The sequence below is a fragment of the Nocardioides pelophilus genome, assembly GCF_014180685.1.
Taxonomy (GTDB): Bacteria; Actinomycetota; Actinomycetes; order Propionibacteriales; family Nocardioidaceae; genus Nocardioides; species Nocardioides pelophilus.
The window spans coordinates 1-24,849 of record NZ_JACEHF010000024.1; the positions used below are offsets into that span (position 1 = coordinate 1).

Annotated in this window: 19 protein-coding genes; 4 read left to right on the plus strand and 15 right to left on the minus strand. The window is 71.4% G+C overall.

The features are described from left to right. Window positions 1–173: 173 nt before the first annotated feature. Genes H0488_RS07030 through H0488_RS07045 form a run of 4 tightly spaced genes read right to left on the minus strand, consistent with a single transcriptional unit; the run spans window position 174 to window position 3,881 of the window. A complete protein-coding gene (locus tag H0488_RS07030; RefSeq protein WP_183098574.1) occupies window positions 174–1,046 on the minus strand; it encodes a type II secretion system F family protein in 873 nt (290 codons plus the stop codon). Next, entirely contained in the window at window positions 1,043–2,359 is a 1,317-nt protein-coding gene (locus tag H0488_RS07035; protein WP_183098575.1) for a TadA family conjugal transfer-associated ATPase, read from the minus strand. The genes H0488_RS07030 and H0488_RS07035 overlap by 4 nt, the downstream gene beginning before the upstream one ends. Before the next feature lie 5 nt (window positions 2,360–2,364). Further along, entirely contained in the window at window positions 2,365–3,144 is a 780-nt protein-coding gene (locus H0488_RS07040; protein ID WP_183098576.1) for a MinD/ParA family ATP-binding protein, read from the minus strand. Further along, window positions 3,144–3,881, minus strand: a complete 738-nt coding sequence (locus H0488_RS07045) for an SAF domain-containing protein (protein ID WP_183098577.1) — start codon at window positions 3,879–3,881, stop codon at window positions 3,144–3,146. Before H0488_RS07045 ends, H0488_RS07040 begins: the two co-directional genes overlap by 1 nt. A gap of 242 nt (window positions 3,882–4,123) precedes the next feature. Between H0488_RS07045 and H0488_RS07050 the strand changes: the two genes are divergently transcribed. After that, window positions 4,124–4,426, plus strand: coding sequence for a WXG100 family type VII secretion target (locus H0488_RS07050; protein ID WP_183098578.1), 303 nt, complete (start codon window positions 4,124–4,126; stop codon window positions 4,424–4,426). Between the two features lie 113 nt (window positions 4,427–4,539). Here the strand turns inward: H0488_RS07050 and H0488_RS07055 are convergent, their stop codons facing one another. Beyond that, window positions 4,540–5,154 carry a VC0807 family protein gene (locus tag H0488_RS07055; protein ID WP_183098579.1) on the minus strand — a complete coding sequence of 205 codons (615 nt, stop codon included), beginning with the start codon at window positions 5,152–5,154 and terminating at the stop codon, window positions 4,540–4,542. Between the two features lie 249 nt (window positions 5,155–5,403). Between H0488_RS07055 and H0488_RS07060 the strand changes: the two genes are divergently transcribed. Next, window positions 5,404–6,171: a class I SAM-dependent methyltransferase gene (locus H0488_RS07060; RefSeq protein ID WP_183098580.1), complete on the plus strand. Its 768-nt coding sequence runs from the start codon at window positions 5,404–5,406 to the stop codon at window positions 6,169–6,171. Here the strand turns inward: H0488_RS07060 and H0488_RS07065 are convergent. Continuing rightward, on the minus strand, window positions 6,164–10,744 hold the full coding sequence (locus H0488_RS07065; RefSeq protein WP_183098581.1) for an FtsK/SpoIIIE domain-containing protein: 4,581 nt from the start codon (window positions 10,742–10,744) through the stop codon (window positions 6,164–6,166). The two genes, H0488_RS07060 and H0488_RS07065, sit on opposite strands and share 8 nt — an antisense overlap. Window positions 10,745–10,870: 126 nt before the next feature. On the opposite strand from H0488_RS07065, the gene H0488_RS07070 reads away from it, so the two are divergent. Further along, window positions 10,871–11,209 (plus strand): hypothetical protein, encoded by a 339-nt coding sequence (locus tag H0488_RS07070; protein ID WP_183098582.1) that lies wholly within the window; start codon window positions 10,871–10,873, stop codon window positions 11,207–11,209. Then, complete coding sequence (locus tag H0488_RS07075) at window positions 11,209–13,341, plus strand: hypothetical protein (protein ID WP_183098583.1); 2,133 nt, start codon at window positions 11,209–11,211, stop codon at window positions 13,339–13,341. The genes H0488_RS07070 and H0488_RS07075 overlap by 1 nt, the downstream gene beginning before the upstream one ends. Before the next feature lie 3 nt (window positions 13,342–13,344). Here H0488_RS07075 and H0488_RS07080 read toward each other — a convergent pair whose 3' ends face one another. The 9 genes from H0488_RS07080 to scpA form a co-directional block, all read right to left on the minus strand. Beyond that, window positions 13,345–14,643 (minus strand): thymidine phosphorylase, encoded by a 1,299-nt coding sequence (locus H0488_RS07080; RefSeq protein WP_183098584.1) that lies wholly within the window; start codon window positions 14,641–14,643, stop codon window positions 13,345–13,347. Then, a complete protein-coding gene (locus H0488_RS07085) occupies window positions 14,640–15,041 on the minus strand; it encodes a cytidine deaminase (protein WP_312856238.1) in 402 nt (133 codons plus the stop codon). The genes H0488_RS07080 and H0488_RS07085 overlap by 4 nt, the downstream gene beginning before the upstream one ends. A gap of 8 nt (window positions 15,042–15,049) precedes the next feature. After that, on the minus strand, window positions 15,050–16,381 hold the full coding sequence (locus H0488_RS07090) for an ABC transporter permease (RefSeq protein ID WP_183098585.1): 1,332 nt from the start codon (window positions 16,379–16,381) through the stop codon (window positions 15,050–15,052). Then, on the minus strand, window positions 16,378–17,595 hold the full coding sequence (locus tag H0488_RS07095; protein ID WP_246371570.1) for an ABC transporter permease: 1,218 nt from the start codon (window positions 17,593–17,595) through the stop codon (window positions 16,378–16,380). Before H0488_RS07095 ends, H0488_RS07090 begins: the two co-directional genes overlap by 4 nt. Further along, window positions 17,592–19,112, minus strand: a complete 1,521-nt coding sequence (locus H0488_RS07100; protein WP_183098586.1) for an ABC transporter ATP-binding protein — start codon at window positions 19,110–19,112, stop codon at window positions 17,592–17,594. Before H0488_RS07100 ends, H0488_RS07095 begins: the two co-directional genes overlap by 4 nt. Before the next feature lie 99 nt (window positions 19,113–19,211). After that, window positions 19,212–20,321, minus strand: coding sequence for a BMP family lipoprotein (locus tag H0488_RS07105; RefSeq protein WP_183098587.1), 1,110 nt, complete (start codon window positions 20,319–20,321; stop codon window positions 19,212–19,214). Between the two features lie 114 nt (window positions 20,322–20,435). After that, complete coding sequence (locus H0488_RS07110; protein WP_183098588.1) at window positions 20,436–21,671, minus strand: amidohydrolase; 1,236 nt, start codon at window positions 21,669–21,671, stop codon at window positions 20,436–20,438. Window positions 21,672–21,681: 10 nt separating this feature from the next. Further along, a complete protein-coding gene (meaB, locus tag H0488_RS07115; protein ID WP_183098589.1) occupies window positions 21,682–22,680 on the minus strand; it encodes a methylmalonyl Co-A mutase-associated GTPase MeaB in 999 nt (332 codons plus the stop codon). Beyond that, window positions 22,680–24,839: a methylmalonyl-CoA mutase gene (gene scpA, locus H0488_RS07120; RefSeq protein WP_220794291.1), complete on the minus strand. Its 2,160-nt coding sequence runs from the start codon at window positions 24,837–24,839 to the stop codon at window positions 22,680–22,682. Before scpA ends, meaB begins: the two co-directional genes overlap by 1 nt. Between the last annotated feature and the right edge of the window lie 10 nt (window positions 24,840–24,849).

The window sequence follows — 24,849 nt, forward strand, 5'->3', positions numbered from 1 at the left end:
CTCGGCGTGGCGGCGGTCGACGGTGAGCGACGCCTCCCGGCGCCCCCGCGCGAGGCGGGCGTCGAGCAGGGCGAGCGCCACCGGTCCGGAGGTGGACGGCTGCGCCACCAACCACGCCGCGAGGAGTACGCCGGCGCCGGCGACTGCGCCGGCGAGCATGACCAGGGTCAGCGTCATCGGACCGCCTCCGACCGCCGGAAGTGCAGGAACCGCTCGGGGGTGTCGTCCTTCGACAGCGCCCGCAGCCACATCACGCCGGCGGCGAAGATCGCCAGGATCCCGATCAGCACGACCTGTCCGAACGGCGTGCCGTAGGGCGCGACGTAGGCCGGGTTGAAGACCCGCAGGCCGATGACGAACACGGCGGTCACGCCGACCACGATGGTGACGCTCCGACGGGTCGATGCCCGGCTGGCGTTGATCCGCTGCCGCATCTCCAGCTCCAGCCGCGCGGACCGCGCGAGCGAGGTCAGCACGTCACGGAGCCCCGGCCCGCGCAGCCGCGAGTTGAGGATCAGCGCCGCGATGATCAGGTCGGCGCCGGCATCGTCGACCTCCTCCGCGAACCGCTTGAGCGCCTCCTGGAGCGGCATCCGGACCCGGAGCCGGTCGGAGAGCGTGGTGAGGTCGCTGCGGATCGCCGGCGAGGCGGCGTACGCCGTCGCCGGGATCGCCTGTTCGAGACCGACTGCGCCGGCGACGGTGTCGCGCAGCGACTCGGTCCATGCTGCGAGCCCCTCCAGCCGCGCGATGCCCTGGCGCGCCTCGCGGGCACCGCCGAACAGCCGGTCCCAGAAGAGCACCAGCAGGGAGCAGGCGACGGCGACGACGATCCAGCGCGTCAGCAGGAGGATGAGCAGGAACGCCCCGATCGCGAACGGCAGCCGACGGCCGGCGCTCACTGCCCACGCCACCAGGCCCGACTGGCCCTCGGCGACCCGGTCGTCGACCGGGAACCCGACCAGCGAGCGCACCAGCAGCACTATCCCCCCGCCGACGACCGCGCCGAGCAGGACGATGAGGAGGGTGGTTGGGGTGAGCGTCATCCGACCCGCTCCACCCAGCTCGCGGCGGCGCCTGCCCGGTAGCCGGCGGCCTCGAGCTCGTCCAGGCACGACACCGCGGCCGCCGGGACGGCGTACCCCTCCGGACCGCGGGCGAACACCTCGCTCGACAGCACCCGACCGTCGACGCCGTTGACCTCGCGGACCGAGGTGACCATCCGGCGCAGGGTGCCGCCGTCGGCGAACTCGTTGACCCGCTCGATGAAGATGACGAAGTCGATCGCGCCGCCGATCAGCATCATGGTCGCCTCGGACGGGAGCCGTTCGGCGCTCTGGATCGCGTAGGTGCAGATGCGGTTGAACACCTCGGCCGACGAGTTCGCGTGGATCGTCGACAGCGAGCCGTCGTTGCCCTGGCTCATCGCGTTGAGCATGGTCACGATCTCGTCGCCGAGCACCTCGCCCACGATCACCCGGCTCGGGTTCATCCGCAGCGAACGGCGGACCAGCTCGCCCATCCCGATCTCGCCCGCCCCCTCGGCGTTGGGGAGCCGCTCCTCGAACGCCACCACGTTGGGGTGCAGGTCGGGGAACTCGCCCAGCCCGAGCTCGAGCGCCCGCTCGACCGTCACCAGTCGCTCGGAGGGCTCGATCTCGTTGGCGAGCGCCCGCAGCAAGGTGGTCTTCCCGGCGTTGGTCGCCCCCGCGATCATGATGTTCTTGCGGGCCCGGACCGCCGCCGACAGGAACGCCGCCAGGTCGGGCGAGAGGGTGCCGTAGTCGACCAGGGTGTCGAGCGAGACCCGGGACAGCCGGGCGCGACGGATCGACACCGACGGCCGCGGGCACACGCCCATCACCGCGGACAGACGCGACCCGTCGGGCAGCCGGATGTCGAGCTGGGGGTTGGCGGTGTCGAACGGGCGACTCGTCAGACCGGAGTAGGCCCCGAGCGTCTGCACCAGCTCGATCAGCTCGTCGTCGGACTCGGCCACCGGAGCGGCGCGCTCCTCGCGTCCGTCGGAGTAGCCGACGAAGACCTGGTCGCAGCCGTTGATGTCGATGTTCTCGACCTCGGGGTCGTCGAGGAGAGGCTGGAGCCGGCCGACACCGAACAGCGCGGCGTGGATCCCGTCGGCCAGGCTCTGCTCCTCGTCGGGTGTCGGGGGCGTGCGCCCGGCGCGCACCTCCTCGCGGGCGTATTGGTCGAGCACCCGGCCGATGACCGCGCGGGCGAACTGACGCTCGTCCTCCGCGGTCATGGGCGGGAGGTGGTTGTCGGAGTCCTCGCGGTGCTGGCGGGAGATGATGTCGGCGACCTGCTCCCGCAGGCCGCGCACCAGCTGCTGGTCCATGCCGGTCACCGCCCGTTGGCGAGGTCGGAGAGCCGGTGCACGCCCACCAGGCGCTGGGCGAGCTGGGTCGCGGACCGGCCGAGCAGGGTCTTGCGCAGCTGGCCGACCCGCTCGCCGCTGAGGATCTTCGCGGCCTTCGGCTCGTCGGCGACGATCCCGAGCACCTCCACCCCCAGCCGCTCGGCGTCGAACAGCTGCTGGAGGTCGGCCGCGCTGCGGGTGTCGCGGTAGGAGGTCGTCACCACGACCCCGACCGGCTTGCCTCCGGGGCCGCCGAGCCCGAGCGCTCCCCGCAACGACCGCAGCCGCTCGCGCAGGTGGGCGGTGCCCGAGATGTCGGGCCTGGCCACCAGGACGACGACGTCGGCGCCGGCGAACACGGGCATCGCCGAGCTGCCCGGAACGATCCGACCGCAGTCGAGGAGCACGTCGGTGCGGTGCTGGCCGAAGACGGCGGGGAGCTGGCCCCAGGCCGCGCCGAGCCCGGACAGCTGGTCGGGCGAGGCGAGTCCGACGAGCACGTCGACGCCCAACGCGGTCTGCTGGAGGTGCTCGGTGAGGTCAGCCTGCGCGGCTCCCCGTCGTACTGCTGCGCCGAGGGAGAGCAGCCCGCGGTCGGGGTCGAGCGGGCCGCCGGAGACGTTGCGGTTGCGCCACATGATGTCGCCGCCCGCAGGGTCGACGTCGGCGAGCACGACGGGCGCCGGCCAGCACGCGGCGAGCGCAGCGGCCGTCGTCGTGACGCCGGGCGACCCCTTGGCCGACGCGAGGGCGTAGACGGTCACTAGCTGCCCACCTCGAGGTCGACGTCGGGGTCCTGGCCGGAGTCGAGGATGGCCAGACCGGCCTCGCCGGCGCTGGCCGCGTCGATGACGTCGAGCGCCGCCTCGTCGAGCACGATCAGGCTTGCCGTCGGCACGTCCTGGCTCGCCCCGAGCTCGTCGGTCGCGGGCTCGGTGACCTCGAGGACGTAGGCCGTACCGATGATCTCGGGCTTGTCGCTGCTGCCGGTCGAGCCGGTCGTGCCGGTCGTGCGCACCACCTGGACCACGTCGCCGGAGGTGATCCGACCCGGGGCGAGCTTGCCGTCGAGCGGCACCGACACCACCGCCCGGTCGTCGGGCACGGGGTTCTTGGACGACACCATGTTCTCGTCGAGCAGGGTGTTGGCCTTGATGCCGGTCGTCGCGTAGGCGCCGATCACCTGCTCGGCGTACTCCTCCCCGATCAGCCCCAGCCCTTCGCTCGCGACCCGGGAGACCCGGAGGTCCTCCTTGGTGATCTCCGCGCCGGGCTCGATGTCCTGCGCGGCGACGAGCACGGGCACCCTGCTGTCCATGCGTACGGCGAGCAGGCCGGCCACGAGCGCGCCACCGACGATGAGTAGCAGGGCCAGCGCCGCGAGCGCGGGGCGCCGCTGGCGCGGTGGGGCGATCTGTCCGGCGGGGTTCGGCGCTGCTACCCGCCGGCCGGCGCGGCTGCGCTGGCGGTCCGCGACGCTGCCGCTGATGTCGTTGCTCACGACGTCCTCCGAGATTCCGAGATTCCGAGTGACCCGCAACTACGGGCCCGCATGTGACTGCGAGCCCACCTACCCCGTCTGACGCGTCACGAATCCCGTGGGTTGCGTGAACGTCCGGCGGTGGCCGGGCCAGCCTGAATGATAAGCGCGCCGTCGGCGTTTTCAGCGACCGGATGTTTGCCCGGTCACACCCCGGGTAGTCCGGAGGCCGTCAGCGTTTCGTCTACACACAGGAGTTCGACATGGCAGGACCCGACGGCAGCATCTCCATCGATCACGGTTCCATCGAGGCCCAGGCCAGGAACCTCGGCGACCTGAAGAACGAGCTGGAGAACGCAGTCCAGACCACCACCGGACAGATCCAGAGCCTCTACGAGTCCGGCGCCTTCAAGGGCCTGTCGGGCTCGTCGTTCCAGGAGATCTTCAGCCGGTGGAACAAGGAGTCCGGTGACCTCTTCGCGGTCATCGACGAGTTCGTGACCTATCTCGGCAAGGCCTCGTCTGCCTTCTCCGAGGTCGACCAGGCCTTCACAATCAAGCTGTGACGGCTGCGGCGCGCTCAGGACGCCGCCAACCACCACCAGCACGGCCCGGCACCACCGCGATGTCGCAGGGTGCCGGGCCGTGCTGTTCTCGGTTGCGCTCGCCGAACCCGACGTCAGACAGGCACGGCGACGAGGCGCGACGAACCGAGCAGACCCTCCTTGCGCGCGACCAGGGCCGCCAGGGCGATGGTCGCGACCGCCGCGAGCACGTTGATCGTCAACGTGGCGACGCTCTTCACCAGCACGAACGTGTCGAGGGTCTGTGACTGCAGCAGCCACAGGGTCAAGGTGGCCTTCGTGAGCCCGAGCACCGCCCAGAGGATCGTGAGGTTCCGGAAGAGACGCCGGACCCGCGGGCGCGAGGCCAGCTCGTGGTCCATCGGGTAGAAGTCGCCGGCGAGCCGCGCCACCATCGGCCGGGTGCTGGCGAGCGAGAGCAGGAACAGCCCGGCGACGACGCCGTCGCTGATGACCGGCTGCAGGAAGTACAGCCAGGTGCTGTCCGCCACCACAGACAGCGTGGTCCGGCCGGTCAGCAGGAGCGCGGCGAGGACCAGGAGACCGGACACCCGCCGCCTCGTCACCGCCCGCCACGCGATCGCGCCGTACGACCACGCCAGCGCGGCGATGATCGCGGTCCAGACGCCGGCGACCACGTAGACGCTGTAGAAGACCACCGCAGGGATGACGACCGCGATCAGCAGGCTCGTCGAGACCCGTCGGACCACCGCCACCAGGCTCGGCCGGTGCGACTCGTCGAGAGGACCGGCAGGCTCGGGACGACCGACCGTGGCGGGGAGGCGATGAGAAGCCAAGGGAACCAATCTGCCAGCCTCCGACAGCTGGGCGGGAACGTCGATCGCCGCGAAATGACAACGGGTACTCGGCGTCTGCGGGTTCCTCGGCTCTTCCAGAGTACGCGACTTCCCCGGCGAAGCACGCCGAACGGTGAGTGGGCAGGGTGCGACCATGGCTCGGTGACTGAGCGCGCGCTGAGCTTCGGGTCCGTGGCGTCGACGTACGAGCGGTTCCGCCCGGGCTATCCGGACCGGCTGGTCGACGAGGTCCTGGCCTACGCCGGGACACCGGTTCGCACCGCGTTGGAGATCGGGGCCGGCACGGGCAAGGCGACCCGCGTGTTCGCCGCCCGCGGCATCGAGGTCACCGCCACCGAGCCGGACGCCGCGATGCTCGTCGAGCTGCGCAAGCACGTGCCGTCGACCGTCCTGACGCTGCAGCACGCGTTCGAGGACCTCCCCGTCACCCGCACCTACGACCTGGTGTTCGCAGCGGCCTCGATGCACTGGACCGAGGCCGAACGACGATGGTCACGGGTGGCCTCGCTGCTCGACCGGGGCGGAGTGTTCGCGTCCTTCGGCGGCCAGCTGAAGATCGCCGATCCTGCGGTCGAGGAAGCCGTCCGCGCTGCCCGGTCCGAGCACGTTCCCGATGACGACGTCCCGTCTCCGGACGGGACCCCGGAGGACAGCGAGCTGCAGTGGCCCGGCACCGAGCTGGCGCGCACCGGCCGCTTCACCGATGTCCGACAGACCACGATCGAGCGTCGGCTGGTGCTGTCGGCCTCCGACTACGTCGGCCACCTGGCCACCGTCTCGGCGTACCTCCAGATCCCGCCGGCGGCACGGGAGGAGGTCCTGGGTCGCGTGCTCGCAGCGCTCCCGGCGGAGGTCGCCCTGAACGGCGACCTCGTCCTCCACCTGGCCCGGCTGTCGGAGGTCACCTGACCAGCGGCACCTGCACGCCGATCTGGTCACCCGTGCCCGGGAACGCCACGCCCCGTCCTGGCTGCACCCGCGGCACCAGCGACGTGCGCGACACCCGGGCCCCGAAGACGTCGCCCTGCAGGGCCTCCTGCGGCGAGAGCAGCAGGCCCTTGCGGCCGGACCGTGCCTCGACCACCCAGCCCGAGAAGCCGGCGCTGAGCTCACCGACGCCGCCGCCCAAGACCACCTGGAAGCCGCGGTCGCGGGCCTGCCGCACCAGCGCGCCCATGACCGGCGCGAGGGGTCCCTCCTTGAGCCGCTCGCCGTCGTCGATCAGCACGACCGAGCCGTCGCCGAGCGCGCGCAGCCGTTGGACGACCTCGTCTGGGGTGTGGTCGATCCCGACCACGGCGTCGTCGCCCAGCTCCTGGGTGAGCAGGTTGGCGGACGGGGTGAACCCGAGCACCTGCCGGCCGTCCTGGCGTGCCCAGCGGCAGATGAACCGCAGCGCGTTGGTGCGGCCGCTGGTCGGCGGCCCGACCACCAGGACCGGGGTGTTCGCGGCGTCGACGCCGACCAGGTCGAGCCGATCGCCCCCGATGCCCACCGGGACCTGGCCGGTCGGCAGGGTCCGGGCGGCCGCGAGCACGCCCACGGCGTCGACCTCGTGGGGCAGTGCGGCGAGCCCGAACGGCCGCTGCGCGAGGGGTACGGCGTCCTCGGCCCGCTCGGCCTCGGCCAGCCGGGCGCCGAGCTCGCGGACGAACCCGCTCTGTGCCGCCCCTGCGACGTCGTCGCCCAGGACGGCGACCTGTGCCTCGATCCCGGACTCGGCCCAGAGCCCGCGCCCGTCGGCGAGGTGGTCGGGCACGTCCTTCGCCTTCAGACCGCCGCTGGTGTAGTCGCTGCGGTCCGGCAGCCGCAGCAGCAGCTTGCTCTCCACGAGCGAGGCGACCCGCCCCGACAGCAGCGAGCGGTCACCGGCCACGATGACGTGGACGCCGACGCTGGCACCCTCCCGCAGCAGGCCGAGCATCCGGTCGTTGAGCCGCCCGACGTCGACCTCGCTCAGGTCGCTGATGAAGCCTTCCCACCGGTCCAGCAGGAGTACGACGTACGGCAGCCTCTCCCCCGCCGCCACCGCCTGCCGCTGCTCGTCGATGTCGGCGAAGCCGGACTGGCCGAGCACGTCCTGCCGCCGCTTGACCTCGTCGCCGAGCCGCTCGAGCAGCCGGCTCGCGCGCTCGACCTCGGTGCGCTGCACGACCGCGCCGGTGTGGGGAAGCGCGGTCAGCGGCAGCAGGGCACCGTTGCCGCAGTCGAGGCCGTAGAGGTGCAGGTCGCGGGAGCGGGTGACCTCGGCGAGGCCGGCCGCGATCGTGCGCAGCGCCGTCGACCGGCCGGACCGGGCGCCGCCGGCGATGTAGAGGTGCCCGGACGTGCCGAGCGTGAACTCGCGCGGCCGCTGCGCCTGGTCGGCGGGGTGGTCCTCCAGCGCCCAGGGCGCCGACCACCCGGTCACCCGGTCGGCGTACGGGTCGGGGCCGACCAGCTCCCGCAGGGCCGCCAGGGTGACCGGCGCGGGGAGCTCGGGCAGCCACGGCGAGTGCTGGGGTCCGATCCCGCGGAGCTCGGTGGCACCGGTGATCGCCTCGACGAGCACGGAGAGGTCGGTCTCGCCCTCGTCGGTCTGCTTGCCCTCCTGCTTGGGCCGGCCCGGAGCCGGGTGCCCGACGGCCTCCCAGCCGACCGGCCAGACCAGCGGCGGCTCGCGCAGGACGTCGTCGACCGGGCGCGCATCGGGGCGCGCCCCACCGACCCGGCCCGCCTGGAACGGCAGCAGCGAGGAGTGGCCGAGCCGGGCGTAGCCGCGCCCGGGCTGGTCGGGGCCGATCGTCGCTGACTCCGCGGAGTCGATGACGTCCTTCGACTCCGACTCGTCGGTCACCCGGAGCGCGATCCGCAGGTTGGTGTTGGCCCGGATGTCGTTGGAGATCACGCCGGACGGGCGTTGTGTCGCCAGGACCAGGTGGATGCCGAGCGACCGACCGCGCTGGGCGATGGTGACCAGCCCGGTCACGAAGTCCGGCAGCTCGGCCTTGAGGCTCGCGAACTCGTCGATCACGATCGCCAGCCGCGGGATCGTCGGGAGCGACGGGTCGCGGCGCTGGAGGGCCCAGTAGTCCTCCAGGTCCTTCGCCCCGGGTACGGCGAGCAGGTGCTCGCGGCGCTTGAGCTCGGCGCCGAGCGAGGTCAGCGCCCGGCTGACCAGGTGGGTGTCGAGGTCGGTGACCATGCCGACCGTGTGCGGCAGGCGGGCGCACTCCTTGAAGGCGGAGCCGCCCTTGTAGTCGACGAGCACGAAGGTCAGCTGCTCCGGGCTGTTGGCGACGGCCAGCGACGCCACCAGGGTCTGCAGGAGCTCGGACTTGCCGGAGCCCGTCGTACCGGCGATCAGCGCGTGGGGTCCGTCCTTGCGGAGGTCGAGCCGGAACGGGCCGTCGAACCCCTCGCCGATGACCACGTCGGTCCGGGCCTCGGGGCCCCACCGACGGGCCACGCCCTCGGGCGTGGGGTGCTCGAGGGCGATGCACTCGAGCAGCCGTGCGGAGGCCGGCAGGCCGGACACCTCGACGCTCGGGGTGGTGTCGCGCACCGGCGCGAGCGCGCGCCCGATCCGGGTCGCCCAGCTCGGCTCGACCAGGTCGGGCCGGATCCGCGCGACCGCCTCGGACCCGGTCCGGCGCAGCTCGACCAGACCCTCGTGCACGTCGAGCACGGCGCGGCACTCCTCGGGCAGCAGCCGAAGGTCCTCGTCGAGGCAGATCACCGTGACGCCCGCGGCCGGACCCTCCCGCAGCAGCGTCACCAGCCCGGGCAGCGCTCGCAGCCGTCGGGCGCCGTCGACCACGACCAGCAGGTCGGGGCGGGGCGTGGTGTCGCCCGGCAGCCTGACCCGCCTGTCGTCGCCCGCGCGGTTCGCGATCAGCTGGCCGATCTCGGCCAACCGCCGCGACACCGACTGCTGGTCGGTGCCGAGCACGGCGGCCACCGGCTCTCCCGGGCGCCGGCAGTGCGGGAGCCACCGGGTCCAGCCCCACTGCTGCTCGCGCTCGGCGTTGGTGAGCACGACCACGTCGAGGTCGCCGGGAGCGTGCAGGACGGCTGCCTGGCCGACCAGCCACCGCGCGAGCGCGTCCACGCCGGCGGACTCGCCGCACACGCCGATCACGCCGAGGTCGCGCAGCGCGATGGACACCGGTACGTCGCCGAGCGTCTCCGGCTCCGGCGGCTCGTCGGTCTCCTTCAGCGAGCGGTCGGACACCTGGATCGGCGAGGGGCGGTCCGCCACGCCCAGCCGCAGCTCGAGGTAGTCGGGATCGGAGCGCCGCCGCATCCACAGCGCCTGCCCCGGCCCGACCGCATCGAGCAGCACCCGAGCCGGGTCCGGCCGGTCGCGGCGGAGGTCCTCGCGGAACAGCCGCTGCGCGCGCGCCACCCGCTTCCGCACCGAGATCGTGTCCTCGCGGAACTCGATCATCTGTCGGCGGTACTCGGTCGCGGCGCCCTTGCGCTGCGCGATGAAGTTGAAGAACGCGAGGAACGGCGAGAGCAGCGCGAACGCCATGAAGCGCCAGCTCCCGAAGAGCAGGCACATCGGCACCGCCATGAACATCGGCGCGACGACGACCGGCCACGGGATGGTCTGGCGCCGCGGCTTCACCGGCTCGGCGGGCAGCACGAACGAGCTCTCCCGCTCCGGAGGCAGCAGCCGCGGCGGGCGGTTGAAGTCGATGCCGAGGACCTCCTCGCTCGCCCCGGCATCGGCGTCGGGCACCCACACCCGATGCCACTGCAGGAGCGTCTCGCCGATCCTGAGGTCGGCACCCTCGGGCCACCCGACGTCGGCGAACACCTCCTCCTCCTCGACCGGCGCGCCCTTCCGCCTCATCCTGCGCTCGACCCTGCGCTCGACCCTGCGCTGGGCCCTGCGCGCCCGCTTCGCGGCGCGCTTGCGGCGCTTGCGCTCGCGCCGGGTGAGCGCCTCGACCGGCAGCAGGTCGACGGCGGCGGCGTCCTCCTCGTCGTGCTCCGGGTCGGGCGCCGACGGGTCGCGCCCGTCGATGCGTACGGCGCGGGCGCGCTCGACGATCTCGACCTCGGCATCGGCGGTCACGCGGATGACCAGGGCGTCGGTCGGGAGGAACAGGTCCGGCAGCGACATCCCCGGGGCGCCGTTGCCGATCTGGTGCTCGCCGATCCCGAACCGGTGGATCCGCCCCGCGCCCGGGCCGGAGACGACCCGCACCTCGACGACCCCGCGCGGCAGCGCGGCGTCGTACGCGTCGGGCTCGTGGAGCGAGACCACGGAGCCGGGCACCACGCGGGCGTCGCGCAGCGTGCGCTCCCGCTCGACCGGCTGTCCGTCGACCCAGACGCCGACCTGCTTCGCGAAGCCGGGGTGCATCTGTCCGTCGGTGGCGTCGAGGAGCCGCGGCAACAGCTCGGCGATCTCGGTCTCGGGATCGGCGTCGACGAGCACGTCACGTCGCCGACCGGTCGCACCGTTGACGACGCTGAGACTGAATCGCACCGAGATTTCCTTCCGTCCGCCCGAGCGGTCGTGCTGATGCTAGTGAGGCCGCTCCGAGGTGCGACCTACCCAGCCGCAGGGCAGCCAACACGTTTCGCCGCCCGCAGACGGGGGAACGCCGAACCCATGGCGATCCAGATGAGTGCGGACGTCGCCGCTCGGGTGAAGGACCGGTTCGACAACCTCAGCAATGAGTTCGACGAGACCGATCCGCTGCTCGGCGCGCGGGCGAGCAGTGTCGAGTCAGCATGTGGCGAGTTCGGGGACCTGGTGGCGACCGGTTGCGACACGATGCGGCTGGGGTGGCGCAGCCTCTTCGAGGTCTGTACGACGGCCGCCGGGCTCATCGCCGGCAACACCAACGCGCTCCACGTCGACCTGACCAGGGTCGACCAGGACTACTCCTGGCAGTACGACCTGTCGGGCGGTTCCACCGCCCCGCCGCCGCGACACGGGCCGGTCTGATGGCCGACCACTACACGCTCGACATCGACCCCGACGGCCTGAAGCTGGCCAAGCAGTGGCTCGGGACGGTCAGCAACAACCTGCACAGCAAGGGCGCGACCATCGCCGGCACGCCCGCGGAGATCGGCGACCAGTGGACCGGGGAGGCGGCGACCTCGATCACCGGCGAGATGTCCGGCCTCGGTGCGCTCATGAAGAGTCCGCTCGCCACCGACCTCGAAGCCATCGCCACGGCGATCGGGACCCTCGAGGGCCACTACCGGACCGCGCTCGACGAGACGCTCCCCGACCTCAACAGCCGCTGGGCGGCGGCGGACCAGGCCTACCAGGACGCGGTGGACGCAGCGGACGCGTCCTACGACCGCGGCACCCGCACCGAGGCCGGCGAACCGCCGCTCAACCGGGCGATCCGCGACGAGCTCCAGACGATCCGCTCCGGCGCGATCTCCGCTGCCGCGACGGCTCGGCAGACCACCCGGGACGCGATCGACGACGACTACGAGGCGCTGCGCACGCTGCTCCGCGGGAAGACCCGGGACCTGGGGACCGCGCTGGTCGAGCACACGCCGGTCGACGTACCCCCCTCCGCGCTCGAGGACTACCAGGGCAAGGGCCGCTACCCGCTGCTGCCGTTCGACCACAGCGCGCTGCTCGGCGACCTCGGGCTCACCAGCGAGTACCTGCAGAACCAGCTGGAGGCCGTCCAGCAGGAGGCCCGTGACCGGGCCGAGGACGACGTCGAGGCCCTGCGCGAGGCGCTGGACGACGGCGACGCCGAGGCGATCAACGAGGCGCTCGCGGCGATCGGCGAGCACGAGGACGATCCGTACTACCCGGGACAGCTGATCGACCTCCTCGGGCACGAGGGCGTGCTCGACCTCTACAACCAGGTCGAGGACGCGGTCTCGAACTACCAGGTCCATGTCGAGGAGGTCCAGGAGGCCCTGCTCGCGTTCAACGACACCGTCGCGGCCGGCATCGAGTCGCTGGACGACCCGGCGTTCGCGCAGTTCAGCGCCGACTTCACCGGCCAGGACTACTCCGCCCGGATCTGGGCGATCATCGCCGCCTCCGACAACGCGAGGGGACGCATCAACGCGATCGCCATCGCCAACTTCGGCGAGGTCTACAACGGTCCCCCGACCGCCGGCCAGTCGACGCTGGTCCCGCACATCTTCCACTTCGCCTACGACCTGGAGTCGACCGACCTCCTCGAGCAGTGGGACGCCCGCAGCTCCGGATCCGACCTCGCCGACATCTTCACCCACCTCGACGACGAGCAGCGCGACACGGTGCTCCAGCGGCTGCTCAACATCCACACCGACGGCGGCACCCTCAACGACGGCGAGTGGCAGGTCCTGGCCAACCTCTACGGCGAGGCTCTCCAGACCTACCGCGACCGGGGCAACGGCGTCGTCGGCACCGAGGGGGCGGCGTACCCCAGCGACGAGATCGAGGACCTGCTCGAGTTCGCCCACTTCCCGAGCGACACCCGCTACTGGGACGCCTACCGCGACCACCTCGAGGATGTCGTGACCGATCCCCGGTTCCTCAGCTGGTACCTCGAGGACGTGATGGAGGACGGCGTCAGCCACCGGGGCCTCACCGACGCCCTGCGCACCGTCGACGCGGACGCCGAGAGCCTCATGGAGCAGATCATCGAGACCCGGGTCGCGGCGGAGGACAACCCGGATGCGATCGCCGAGATGATCGGCTACCTGCTCAAGACCGAGGAGCTCCTCGGCGCCGAGGTCAACCTGGGCGGGGTCCTCAAGAGCATCGTCGAGAGCGCGATCGGGGCGGGCGTCAAGCACCCGTTGACCGGCCCGACCCTGGGCGTGTTCAACGCGCTGCTCTCGGAGATCAACCGGCTCGAGGAGATCGACGCGTCGTGGGACGAGGCGATGGGCGACAACGCGCAGCACAACCTGCTCGGGTTCGCCCTGTACGTGAAGATCCACGGCGTCCCGCCGGAGTTCGACGCGTGGCTCGACCGCACCGGCCGGGGAGACGCCGACGACCCGGACGCGATCATCGACTTCTTCCAGGAGCAGAAGGCCGACGGCACCGACCTCTACGACGACATCAACGAGCTCGTCGTCCTGATCGACGAGAGCCGCGACGAGCAGTGACCCTCAGGAACCGCTCACGCGGTCGATGACGATCGGCCGCGCGTCGTACGACGTGCCGGGCGGGTCGATCCGGTAGCCGCCGTCGAGGGCGGCGAGCGCCCGTTCGAACCGCTCCGGGGTGTCGGTGAGCAGCGTGAAGAGCGGCGAGCCCGCAGTGACCGCGTCACCGGGGCGGGCGTGCCAGACCACGCCGGCGCCCGCCTGCACCGGGTCCTCCTTGCGCTCGCGGCCCGCGCCGAGCCGCCACGCGGCCACGCCGACGGCGAGCGCGTCGAGCCGGGTCAGCACCCCGTCGGCGTCCGCGGTGACGACGTGGGACTCACGAGCCGTGGGAAGGGTGGCGTCGGGGTCGCCGCCCTGGGCGCGGATCATCGCCTTCCACGCATCCATCGCGGAGCCGTCGGCGAGCCGGTCCGCCGGGTCGATGTCGGTGACGCCGGCGCCCGCGAGCATCTCGCGGGCCAGCGCGAGGGTCAGCTCGACCACGTCGGCCGGGCCGCCGCCCGCCAGGACCTCCACCGACTCGGTGACCTCGATCGCGTTGCCGGCGGTGTAGCCGAGCGGCACGTCCATGTCGGTCAGCAGCGCGACGGTGTGCACGCCCGCGTCGGTGCCGAGCGCGACCATCACCTCGGCCAGCTCGCGCGCCCGGGCCGCGTCCTTCATGAAGGCGCCGCTGCCGACCTTGACGTCGAGCACCAGCACGCCGGTGCCCTCGGCGATCTTCTTGCTCATGATCGAGGACGCGATCAGCGGGATCGCCTCGACCGTGCCGGTGACGTCGCGGAGCGCGTAGAGCTTGCGGTCGGCGGGCGCGAGGCCGTCACCGGCCGCGCAGATCACCGCCCCGACGGACTCCAGCTGCGCCAGCATCTCCTCGTTGGACAGGTTGGCCCGCCAGCCGGGGATCGACTCGAGCTTGTCGAGGGTGCCTCCGGTGTGGCCCAGGCCGCGCCCGGAGAGCTGCGGCACGGCCACACCGCAAGCGGCCACGAGCGGCGCCAGCGGGAGCGTGATCTTGTCGCCCACGCCACCCGTCGAGTGCTTGTCGGCCGTCGGCCGCGAGAGCGCGGAGAAGTCCATCCGCTCCCCCGACGCGATCATCGCCTCGGTCCAGTCCGCGATCTCGCGGCGGTCCATGCCGTTGAGCAGGATCGCCATCGCCAGCGCCGACATCTGCTCGTCGGCCACGACGCCCTTGGTGTAGGCGTCGAGGACCCACCCGATCTGGCTGCGACTCAGCGTGCCGCCATCGCGCTTGGCGCTGATGACCTCGACGGCGTCATGGGTCTCGGAGCTCATCGGGCGTTCTTATCAGCCAGGTCCTCGGGACCGAACGCGAGGGGCAGGACGCGGTCCATCGTCCAGACGCCGTCGGGCGTGAGCAGCTCGAGCTCCGGCCCACCCGCCTCGTAGAGGATCTGCCGGCAGCGACCGCACGGCATGATCACCTCGCCCGCGCCGTTCACGCACACCGCATGGGTCAGCCGACCGCCACCCGTGGCATGGAGCTGGGAGACCAGGCCGCACTCCGCACACAGGGTGACGCCGTACCCGGCGTTCTCGACGTTGCAGCCGACCAGCAGCCGTCCGTCGTCGGCGAGCCCGGCAGCCCCCACGTGGAAGCGGGAGTACGGCGCGTAGGCGCGTGCCGCGACCTCGGTGGCAGCCTGTTGCAGGGCAGGCCAGTCGACACTCACGGGATTCCTCAGTCCGACTTCACGTAGTGCTGGCCGTCCGCAGCGGGAGCCCGCACCCGGCCGACGAACCCGGCCACGGCGATGATCGTCGCGAGGTAGGGCAGCGCCGACAGCAGGTCACCGGGGACCTTGTCGTCGAGGATGCTCAGCTGGTCCTTGAGGTTGCGCAGGAAGCCGAAGGTCAGCGCCGCGAAGCCCGCGTAGAGCGGGTGCCACCGGCCCATGATCACGGCGGCGAGCGAGATGAAGCCGAGGCCGGCGGTCATCTCCTTGTCGAAGGCCCCCGTGCTCAGCGTGAAGGAGGCTCCCCCGAGCCCGGCGAACACGCCGCCCAGCAGCACGGCCTGCCACTTGGTCCGGTTGACGTCGATGCCGACCGTGTCGGCGGCCTTCGGGTGCTCGCCCACCGACCGCACCCGCAGCCCCCACCGGGTCTGGAAGAGCAGGAACCACACCAGCGGGACCGAGAAGTAGGCGATGTAGACCAGCAGGTTCTGGCCGAACAGCGCCTCACCGATGTACGGGATGTCGACCAGTCCGGGGATGTCGACCGCCTCGAGGAGGCCGGGGTTGTTGAACTGGTCCTCGCGGTCGTCGGGGATCTGCCCCAGCAGGAAGCTGGTGATGCCGTAGCCGAAGGCGACCAGCACCACGCCGACGACCACCTGGTCGACGTGGTAGCGCAGCGCGAAGAACGCCAGCATCGCGGACACGCCGACACCCGCCAGGACGCCACCGAGCAGGCCGAAGACGGGGCACCAGAACAGCGGGATCGAGGCGATCGACACCACCGCGAAGCTCGAGAAGACCGACCCGAAGAACGCGCCGGCGATGAACTGGCCCTCGATCGCGATGTTGATCACGCCGGCCCGCTCGCAGAGCACACCCGCCAGGGCTCCGAAGACCAGCGCCGTGGCGATCCGGATGGTGCCGGGGATCGGGTTGGTCATGGCCGGCGAGAAGGTGCCGGTGGGGTCCGCGTAGGCCCACATCAGGAAGGCGCCGTAGAAGCCGACGCCGACCGCCACGGCGACGAGCACGCCCGGGACGCCGCGGGGGAACCGGTTGACGATGGCCAGCAGCAGGGCGATCGCGGTCAGCGCGACCGCGATCCACGACACGAGGGTGCCGTCGAACTCGACCGGCTGGTTCTCCTTGGTGCGCGGGCCCTTGAACAGCTGGTAGACGGTCGGGTCGTCGATGGCCAGCTTGAACCACACCTCGGCCAGCAGCACCAGCGCGAGCACGACGACCAGCTTGATCTGGCGTCGTACGTCGGCGCGGTCGCGGACCTCCGGCTCCGGACCGGCGGTGGCAGGAGTCTCGAGCACGTCGGTCATGCCGCTGCTCCCTTCGGCTCGGCGGTTGCGGTCTTCTTGCGCCGGCGGATCCGGGCCAGGCCACGGATCAGCGCGGGAGCGGCGACGAACAGCACGATCAGGGCCTGGACGACCTGGATCAGCTCGGGCGGCACGCCCGCCGACGTCTGCATCCCGAGCCCACCTGCGGAGAGCGCTCCGAAGAGCAGGCCGGCGAGGACCGTGCCGAGCGGCGTCGCCCGTCCGAGCAGGGCCACGGTGATCGCGTCGAAGCCCACCGAGCCGACCACCTGGTCGGTCACCGACTGCTGGAGCCCGAGCAGGATCATCGTGACGGCGAGCCCGGACAGGAGCCCGGCGATCGCCATCGTCGAGATGTAGACCTTGGAGATGCTCATGCCGGCGGTGCGCGACGCGTCCGGGTTGGCTCCCACTGCTCGCATCTCGAACCCGAGACGGCTCCGCTCCAGCAGCCACCACACGCCGACGGCCGCCACCAGCGCCAGCGGGATGCCGAGGTGGAGCCCGAACAGGGTCGGGTACGTCGCGTTGTCGGCGACTGCCGGGCTCAGCAGGTTGTCGCTCCCCGGCCGCTGGAACGCGTCCTTGGCGAGGAAGTAGAGCACCGTGAACCGGGCGACCTGGTTGAGCATGATCGTCGTGATCACCTCGTGGGCGCCGGTCTGGGCCTTGAGCACGCCGACGATGCCACCCCACAGCGCGCCCGCGAGCACGCCGGCGGTGACCGCGGCGACGAGGTGCACGCCCGGCGGGAGGTCGTAGGTGAAGCCGACGTAGCCGGCGGCGAGCGCGCCGACCAGCATCTGCCCGGTGGCGCCGATGTTGAAGAGACCGGCGCGGAAGGCGATCGTGACGGCGAGCCCGGCGCAGATCAGCGGAGCCGACCGCTCCAGGGTCCGCTGGAGCGAGGAACCCGAGCCCACGGCGCCGTCGACGAGGGCGGAGTAGGCCTCCCAGATCGCCTGGCCGGAGTAGCGCAGGATGTCGCCGGCGTAGATGAAGAACGACCCGGGGTAGGTGAACAGGTTGCCGATCGCCTCGATGACCTCGTCGTCGGAGATCGCGATCAGGAAGGCACCCACCGCGAGCGCCAGCAGGATCGCCAGCAGCGTGTCGCGAACCGTCGGCAGCCACGAGCGCAGGTCGCGGACCTCGGGCTTGTCGGCGTCGGGCTCCGGCACGATCGCCTCGGGAGCCGGGGACATCGCCGTCATGACGCCACCTCCGTTCCTTCGGGAGCGGCACCCGCCATCAGCAGGCCGAGCTGCTCCCGCGGGATGTCGGGCGTCACGGTCGCCACGATCCGGCCGTCGTACATGACGGCGATCCGGTCGGCGAGCGCGTAGATCTCGTCGAGCTCGGTCGACACGATGACCACCGCGGTGCCGCGGTCCCGCTCGGCGATGATCCGCTTGTGGATGAACTCGATGGACCCGACGTCCACGCCCCGCGTCGGCTGCGACGCGATCAGCACCTTGAGCGGCCGGGAGAACTCCCGGGCGACGACGACCTTCTGCTGGTTGCCGCCGGAGAGCGACGAGACCAGTGCGTCCGGGGACTCGGTGCGGATGTCGAACTCCGCGATCCGGGCCTTGGCGTTCGCCGCGATCTTGTCGAGCTTGAGCGCCGGCCCGGCGGAGAACTCGTCGGTCCGGTAGAGGTCCAGCACCAGGTTCTCGCGCACGCTGAACGCGCCGACGTACCCGTCGTGGGAGCGGTCCTCGGGGATGTAGCCGATGCCGGCGGCCAAGCTCTCCTTCGGCCCGTGCCGGCTGATGTCCTTGCCGTCGAGCTCGACCCGGCCGGCGTCGGGCCGGATCAGCCCGAGCAACGACTTGATCAGCTCGGTCTGGCCGTTGCCCTGCACGCCGCAGATGCCGAGCACCTCGCCCGCGCGGGCCTCGAAGGAGACGTCCTTGACGACCATGTGGCCGCGGGGGTCGATCACGGTGATGCCCTCGGCCGTGAACACGGGGGCTCCGGCGGTGGCCTCGTCCTTGTCGACCACGAGCGAGACGCTTCGGCCGACCATCATCTCGGCCAGCTCGGCCTCGCTCGTCGAGGGCGGAGTGGTGCCGACGACCTTGCCGCGGCGGATCACGGTGATCTTGTCGCCGATCGCCTTCACCTCGCGCAGCTTGTGGGTGATGAAGATGATCGAGGTGCCCTGCGCCTTGAGCTCGCGCATGATGCCCATCAGCTCGTCGATCTCCTGCGGCGTCAGCACCGCCGTCGGCTCGTCGAGGATGAGGACCTGTGCCTGGCTGGCCAGCGCCTTGATGATCTCGACCCGCTGCTGCACGCCGACCGGGATGTCCTCGACGAGCGCGTCCGGGTCGACCGCGAGCCGGTAGCGGTCCGACAGCTCGCGGACCTGCTTGCGGGCGGCGCTGCGGTTGAGCACGCCGCCGGCGTACGTCTGCTCGTGCCCGAGCATGACGTTCTCGGCGACGGTGAAGACGGGGACCAGCATGAAGTGCTGGTGGACCATGCCGATGCCGGCGGCCAGGGCGTCGCCCGGCCCGTCGAAGGTGACCGCCCGGCCGTCGAGCAGGATCTCGCCCTCGGTCGGCGTGAGCAGGCCGTAGAGCATGTTCATCAGCGTGGACTTGCCGGCACCGTTCTCGCCGAGCAGGCAATGGATCTCACCGGGCTCGACCACGAGGTCGATGCTGTCGTTCGCCGTGAACGAGCCGAACTTCTTCGTCAGGCCCTTGATCTCGAGTCGCATGGAGTCACCTGTTCGACGGTGGTCATCGGCGGGTCATCAAAGAGTGCGAACAGGTCGGGGTGGAAGAACCACCCCGACCTGTCGCTCAACTGGCTGTGATCAGCCGACGGTGATCTCGCCGTCGATGATCAGCTGCTTGATCTCCTCGATCTCAGCAGCGAGGTCGTCGTCGACGTCGGCGTTCGGGCCGTACGGCGCGAGGCTGACGCCACCGTCGGCGAGCGTGCCGCGGTAGACCTCGTTGGTGAACGTGCCGCTCGCGGAGTCAAGGATCGCCTGCTCCACCGCGACGTCCATGCCCTTCACGACCGAGGTCAGGAGCGAGTCGCAGTACTCGGCGGCCGAGACGCAGCCGTCGGTGTCGACCCAGATGCCCCACACGTCGTTGTCCTGGGCGGCCTGGAGACCACCGAGGCCGGCCGGACCGGCGACCGGGAAGATGACGTCAGCGCCCTGGCCGATCATCTCTTCGGCCAGCGACTGACCAGCGGTCTTGTCCTCGAAGTCGTTCGTGAACGAGCCGCCCTCGGGGTTCGCCGGGTCCCAGCCGAGGACCTCGACCGCACCGTCGTTCTGCTCGTTGTAGTAGTCGACACCCTGCGCGAAACCGGTCATGAAGATGGTCACGGTCGGGATGTTGAGACCACCGAACGTGCCGACCACGCCGGTCTCGGACTTCGCAGCCGCGAGGTAGCCGGCGAGGAACGACGGCTGGCCGGTGTCGAAGGTCAGGCCCTTGGCGTTCTCGGGCGGGTTCGGCTCGAAGGTCTCCGCGTCGGTGAACTCGAAGTCGACGATGGCGAAGTCGACGTCGGGGTTGGCCTCCGCGGCGGCCCGGGTCGCGTCACCGAGGAGGAACCCGACCGTGGTGACCTGGTTGCAGTCCTGGTTGATCAGCGAGTCGATGTTGTCGGCGAACTGCGACGGGTCCGAGGACTCCGCCTCCGCAGTCTGGACGCCGTACGTGGCGGCCGCGTTCTCGAGGCCGTCGTGCGAGGTCTGGTTGAACGACTTGTCGTCGAAGCCCCCGGAGTCGGAGACCATGCACGCCTTGAAGTCGGGGTACTGCTCGGCGGCTTCCGAGGTGGTTTCGCTCTCGGACGGCGAGTTGTTGTCGCTTCCGTTGTCGCCGTCGTCCTCTCTGTCACCACATGCCGTCAGGGCGAGTGCTGCGATGGCAGCCACCGCAGCGATTCGAGCCGTCTTCATCACGGCGTCCTCCTGGATATTTCGTACTCGTCGGGCCCCGCGGCGGGGCATCCCGATGCACACTAACGGCGAGTTTCCTCCGCAGGGGGCGTTGCAACGGAAATTTCTTCTTTGTTACCGAGTAGTGACCAGGGTGCGGTGCGCCACTGCGGCCAGGACCCGGGCTCCGACGCCGACGGATTGCTCGTCGATCCGGAGATCTCCCTGGTGCAGGTCGTACGTCGCGCCGCCCGGCGTGCGGGTGCCGAGCCGGAACATCGCGCCGGGCACACCCGAGAGGTACCAGCCGAAGTCCTCGCCGCCGAGGCTCTGCGGGACCTCGGTGCGGTGATGGATGCCGAGCACCCGGTCGACTGCCTCGGCGATCAGGCGCGCGCTCGTCGGGTCGTTGACCACGGGCGGCACGCCCTGGAGGTAGTCGACCGACGCGGTGACGCCGTACGGGCGGACGATGTCGATGACGGCCTCCCGCACCACGGCCTCGCAGGCGGCCCAGGCGACGGAGTCGAGGATGCGCACCGTCCCGGCGGCGATGCCCTGGTCCGGGATCACGTTGGGGGCGGAGCCGGCACGCAGCAGTCCCCACACGACGCTGACGCCGGAGCGGGGGTCCATCCGGCGGCTCAGCACCGCGGGTAGCTCGCAGGCGATCTTGGCGAGCGCGAAGGTGAGGTCGCCGGTCAGGTGGGGGCGTGAGGTGTGGCCGCCGTTGCCCTCGAGCCGGACCTCGATCCGGTCGGCGGCGCTGGTGATCGGACCGGTGCGGACCCCGACGGTGCCGACGTCGACGGCGGGCTCGGTGTGCAGGGCGAAGATCCGCTCGACGTCCTCGAGCGCGCCGTGGTTGACCAGGTGCACCGCACCCCCCGGCATGACCTCCTCGGCGGGCTGGAACAGCAGCCGGACCCGGCCCGGGAGCAGTCCGCGTCCGTGGACCTCCGCGAGCGCGTGGGCGGCGCCGATCAGCGCCGCGGTGTGGACGTCGTGGCCGCAGGCGTGCGCCACCCCGGGCACCGTGCTGACCCACGGGTCCTGGGTCAGGTCCTGGACGGGCAGCGCGTCGAGGTCGGCCCGGAGGGCCACCACCCGCTCACCGTCGCCGATCTCGGCGACGGCACCGCTGCGCACCGCTCGCGTGACCCGCCAGCCGGTGCGCTCGAGGATCTCGACCACCCGGTCGGTCGTGCGCCGCTCGTCCCAGGACAGCTCCGGATGGCGGTGCAGGTCACGCCGCAGGTCGAGCAGGTCGTCGCCGTGCTTGTCGACGACATGGTTGATGACGTGCTCGACGGAGTCGGCATTCGGGTCGGCACCCGCGCCGGCGGCGCTCGGGTCAGCAGAGGTGGACATCAGGGCGAGCCTAGCCCTCGTCGTACGCCTCGAGGATCCGGTCGGCGGCAAGCGGTGCCGTCAGCTCGCCGGCGAGCACGGCGGCGCGGACCTCGGCCTGGACCGCCCTGACCCCGCTCGAGTGGCGCAGCCGCTGGTCGAGCTCGTCGCGGACCAGCGCCCAGGTGAAGTCGAGCTGCTGCTCGGCGCGCTTGCGCGCGAGGCCGTCGGCCCCGAGGTGGTCGCGGTGCTCGAGCACCCGCTGCCACACGTCGTCGACCCCGACGTCGTTGAGACCCGAGCAGGTGACCACGGGAGGCGCCCACTCGCCGTGCCCGCGCACCAGCCGGAGCGCGCCGGCGAGCTCGCGCGCCGCTCCCCTCGCCTCCTGCTCGCGATCACCGTCGGCCTTGTTGACCGCGATCACGTCGGAGATCTCGAGGATGCCCTTCTTGATGCCCTGGAGCTGGTCGCCGGTGCGGGCGAGGGTCAGGAAGAGGAAGGTGTCGACCATGCCGGCGACGGTCACCTCGGACTGCCCGACACCCACCGTCTCGACGAGGATCACGTCGAAGCCCGCCGCCTCGAGCACGGCCATCGCCTGCACCGTGGCGCGAGCGACGCCGCCCAGCGTGCCCGCCGACGGGCTGGGACGGATGAACGCGTGGGGATCGGTGGACAGCCGGGCCATCCGGGTCTTGTCGCCGAGCACCGAGCCGCCCGTGCGGATGCTGGACGGGTCCACTGCCAGTACGCCGACCCGGTGGCCCTCCTGGGTCAGCCGGGTGCCGAGCGCCTCGATGAAGGTCGACTTGCCGACCCCGGGCACGCCCGAGATCCCGACCCGCACCGCCGGTCCTCGCTGGTCGGGGAGGTCGCCGTCGCGACCGTCACGCGACCCCAGTGCCGCGAGCAGCTCGCGGGCCTGCTGGCGGTGCTTGGGGCTGGTCGACTCGACGAGCGTGATCGCCCGCGCCACCTGGGCACGGCGACCCTCGCGGATCCCCTCGAGGAGCTCGTCGAGCTGCATCAGTGGTCGAGCTGCTCGCGCAGCTTCGCGAGCAGGTCGAGCGCGGACTCGGCGATGACCGTGCCGGGCAGGAACACCGCGGCCGCGCCCATCTCCTTGAGGGTCGGCACGTCGTCGGGCGGGATCACGCCACCGATGACGACCATGATGTCCTCGCGGCCGTGCTCGGCCAGCGCCTGACGCAGCGCGGGCAGCAGCGCGAGGTGGCCGGCGGCGAGGGACGAGACGCCGACGATGTGCACGTCGGCGTCGATCGCCTGCTGCGCGACCTCCTCGGGCGTCGAGAACAGCGGCCCCACGTCGACGTCGAAGCCCATGTCGGCGAACGCCGAGACGACCACCTTCTGGCCGCGATCGTGGCCGTCCTGGCCCATCTTCGCGACCAGGATCCGGGGGCGCCGGCCCTCGGCCTCGGCGAACTCGTCGGTCGCGGCGCGCACCTCGCTCAGCAGGGTGTCGCCCGACTCGGCGGCCTCGTCCCGGTACACGCCCGAGATAGTACGGATCACGGCCTGGTGCCGGCCGTAGACCTTCTCCAGGGCGTCGGAGATCTCGCCGACGGTCGCCTTGTGGCGGGCGGCGGCGACCGCGAGCTCGAGCAGGTTGCCGTCACCGGTGTCGGCGCTGCGGGTCAATGCCTCGAGGGCCAGGTCGACGTCGGACTGGTCGCGCTCGGCGCGGAGCCGCTCCAGCTTGGCGATCTGCTGGCGGTAGACCTCGTCGTTGTCGACCCGCAGCACGTCGAGCTTGTCCTCGACCGGCAGCCGGAACGTGTTGACGCCGATCACCTTCTGCGCGCCGGAGTCGATCCGCGCCTGGGTGCGGGCCGCGGCCTCCTCGATGCGCATCTTCGGGATGCCCTGCTCGATCGCGGCGGCCATGCCGCCGGCGGCCTCGGCCTCCTGGATGTGGGCCCAGGCCCGCTCGGCGAGGTCGTGGGTGAGCTTCTCCACGTAGTACGAGCCGGCCCAGGGGTCGATCGTGTACGTCGTACCGCTCTCCTGCTGGAGCAGCAGCTGGGTGTTGCGCGCGATCCGCGCCGAGAAGTCCGTCGGCAGCGCGATCGCCTCGTCGAGGGCGTTGGTGTGCAGCGACTGGGTGTGGCCCTGGGTCGCGGCCATCGCCTCGATGCAGGTGCGGCCGACGTTGTTGAAGACGTCCTGGGCGGTCAGGCTCCAGCCGCTCGTCTGGCTGTGGGTCCGCAGCGAGAGCGACTTCGGGTTCTGCGGGTCGAACTGGCGGACCAGCCGGCTCCACAGCGCCCGGGCCGCGCGCATCTTCGCGACCTCCATGTAGAAGTTCATGCCGATCGCCCAGAAGAACGACAACCGGGGCGCGAACTGGTCGATGGTGAGGCCCGACTCGAGCCCCGCGCGGATGTACTCGACGCCGTCGGCCAGCGTGTACGCCAGCTCGAGGTCGGCGGTCGCTCCGGCCTCCTGCATGTGGTAGCCGGAGATCGAGATCGAGTTGAACCGCGGCATCCGCTGGCTGGTGAACGCGAAGATGTCGGAGATGATCCGCATCGACGGCGTCGGCGGGTAGATGTAGGTGTTGCGGACCATGAACTCCTTGAGGATGTCGTTCTGGATGGTCCCCGAGAGCTGCTCCGGCTTCACCCCCTGCTCCTCGGCCGCGGCGATGTAGAGCGCGAGCACCGGGAGCACCGCGCCGTTCATCGTCATCGAGACGCTCATCTGGTCCAGCGGGATGCCGTCGAAGAGCGTGCGGGTGTCGTAGATCGAGTCGATCGCCACACCGGCCATGCCGACGTCGCCGCGCACGCGCGGGTGGTCGGAGTCGTAGCCGCGGTGGGTGGCCAGGTCGAACGCGACGCTCAGGCCCTTCTGGCCGGCCGCGAGGTTGCGGCGGTAGAAGGCGTTGGACTCCTCGGCGGTCGAGAAGCCGGCGTACTGCCGGATCGTCCACGGCTGGGTCGTGTACATCGTGGGGTACGGCCCGCGCAGGAACGGGCTCAGGCCCGGCCAGGTGTCGAGGGATCCGTCGGCGGCGAGGGCTGCGACATCAGAAGCGTCGTACGACGGCTTGATCTCGATGCCCTCGGGGCTCAGCCAGCCCTCTCCTGACGTAGCCCGGAGGTCGAGGAGGTCGCTCTGGCGACCGTCACGAGACCCGGAGTCGGCACCGGCCAGGGGCAGTCCCGCAAAG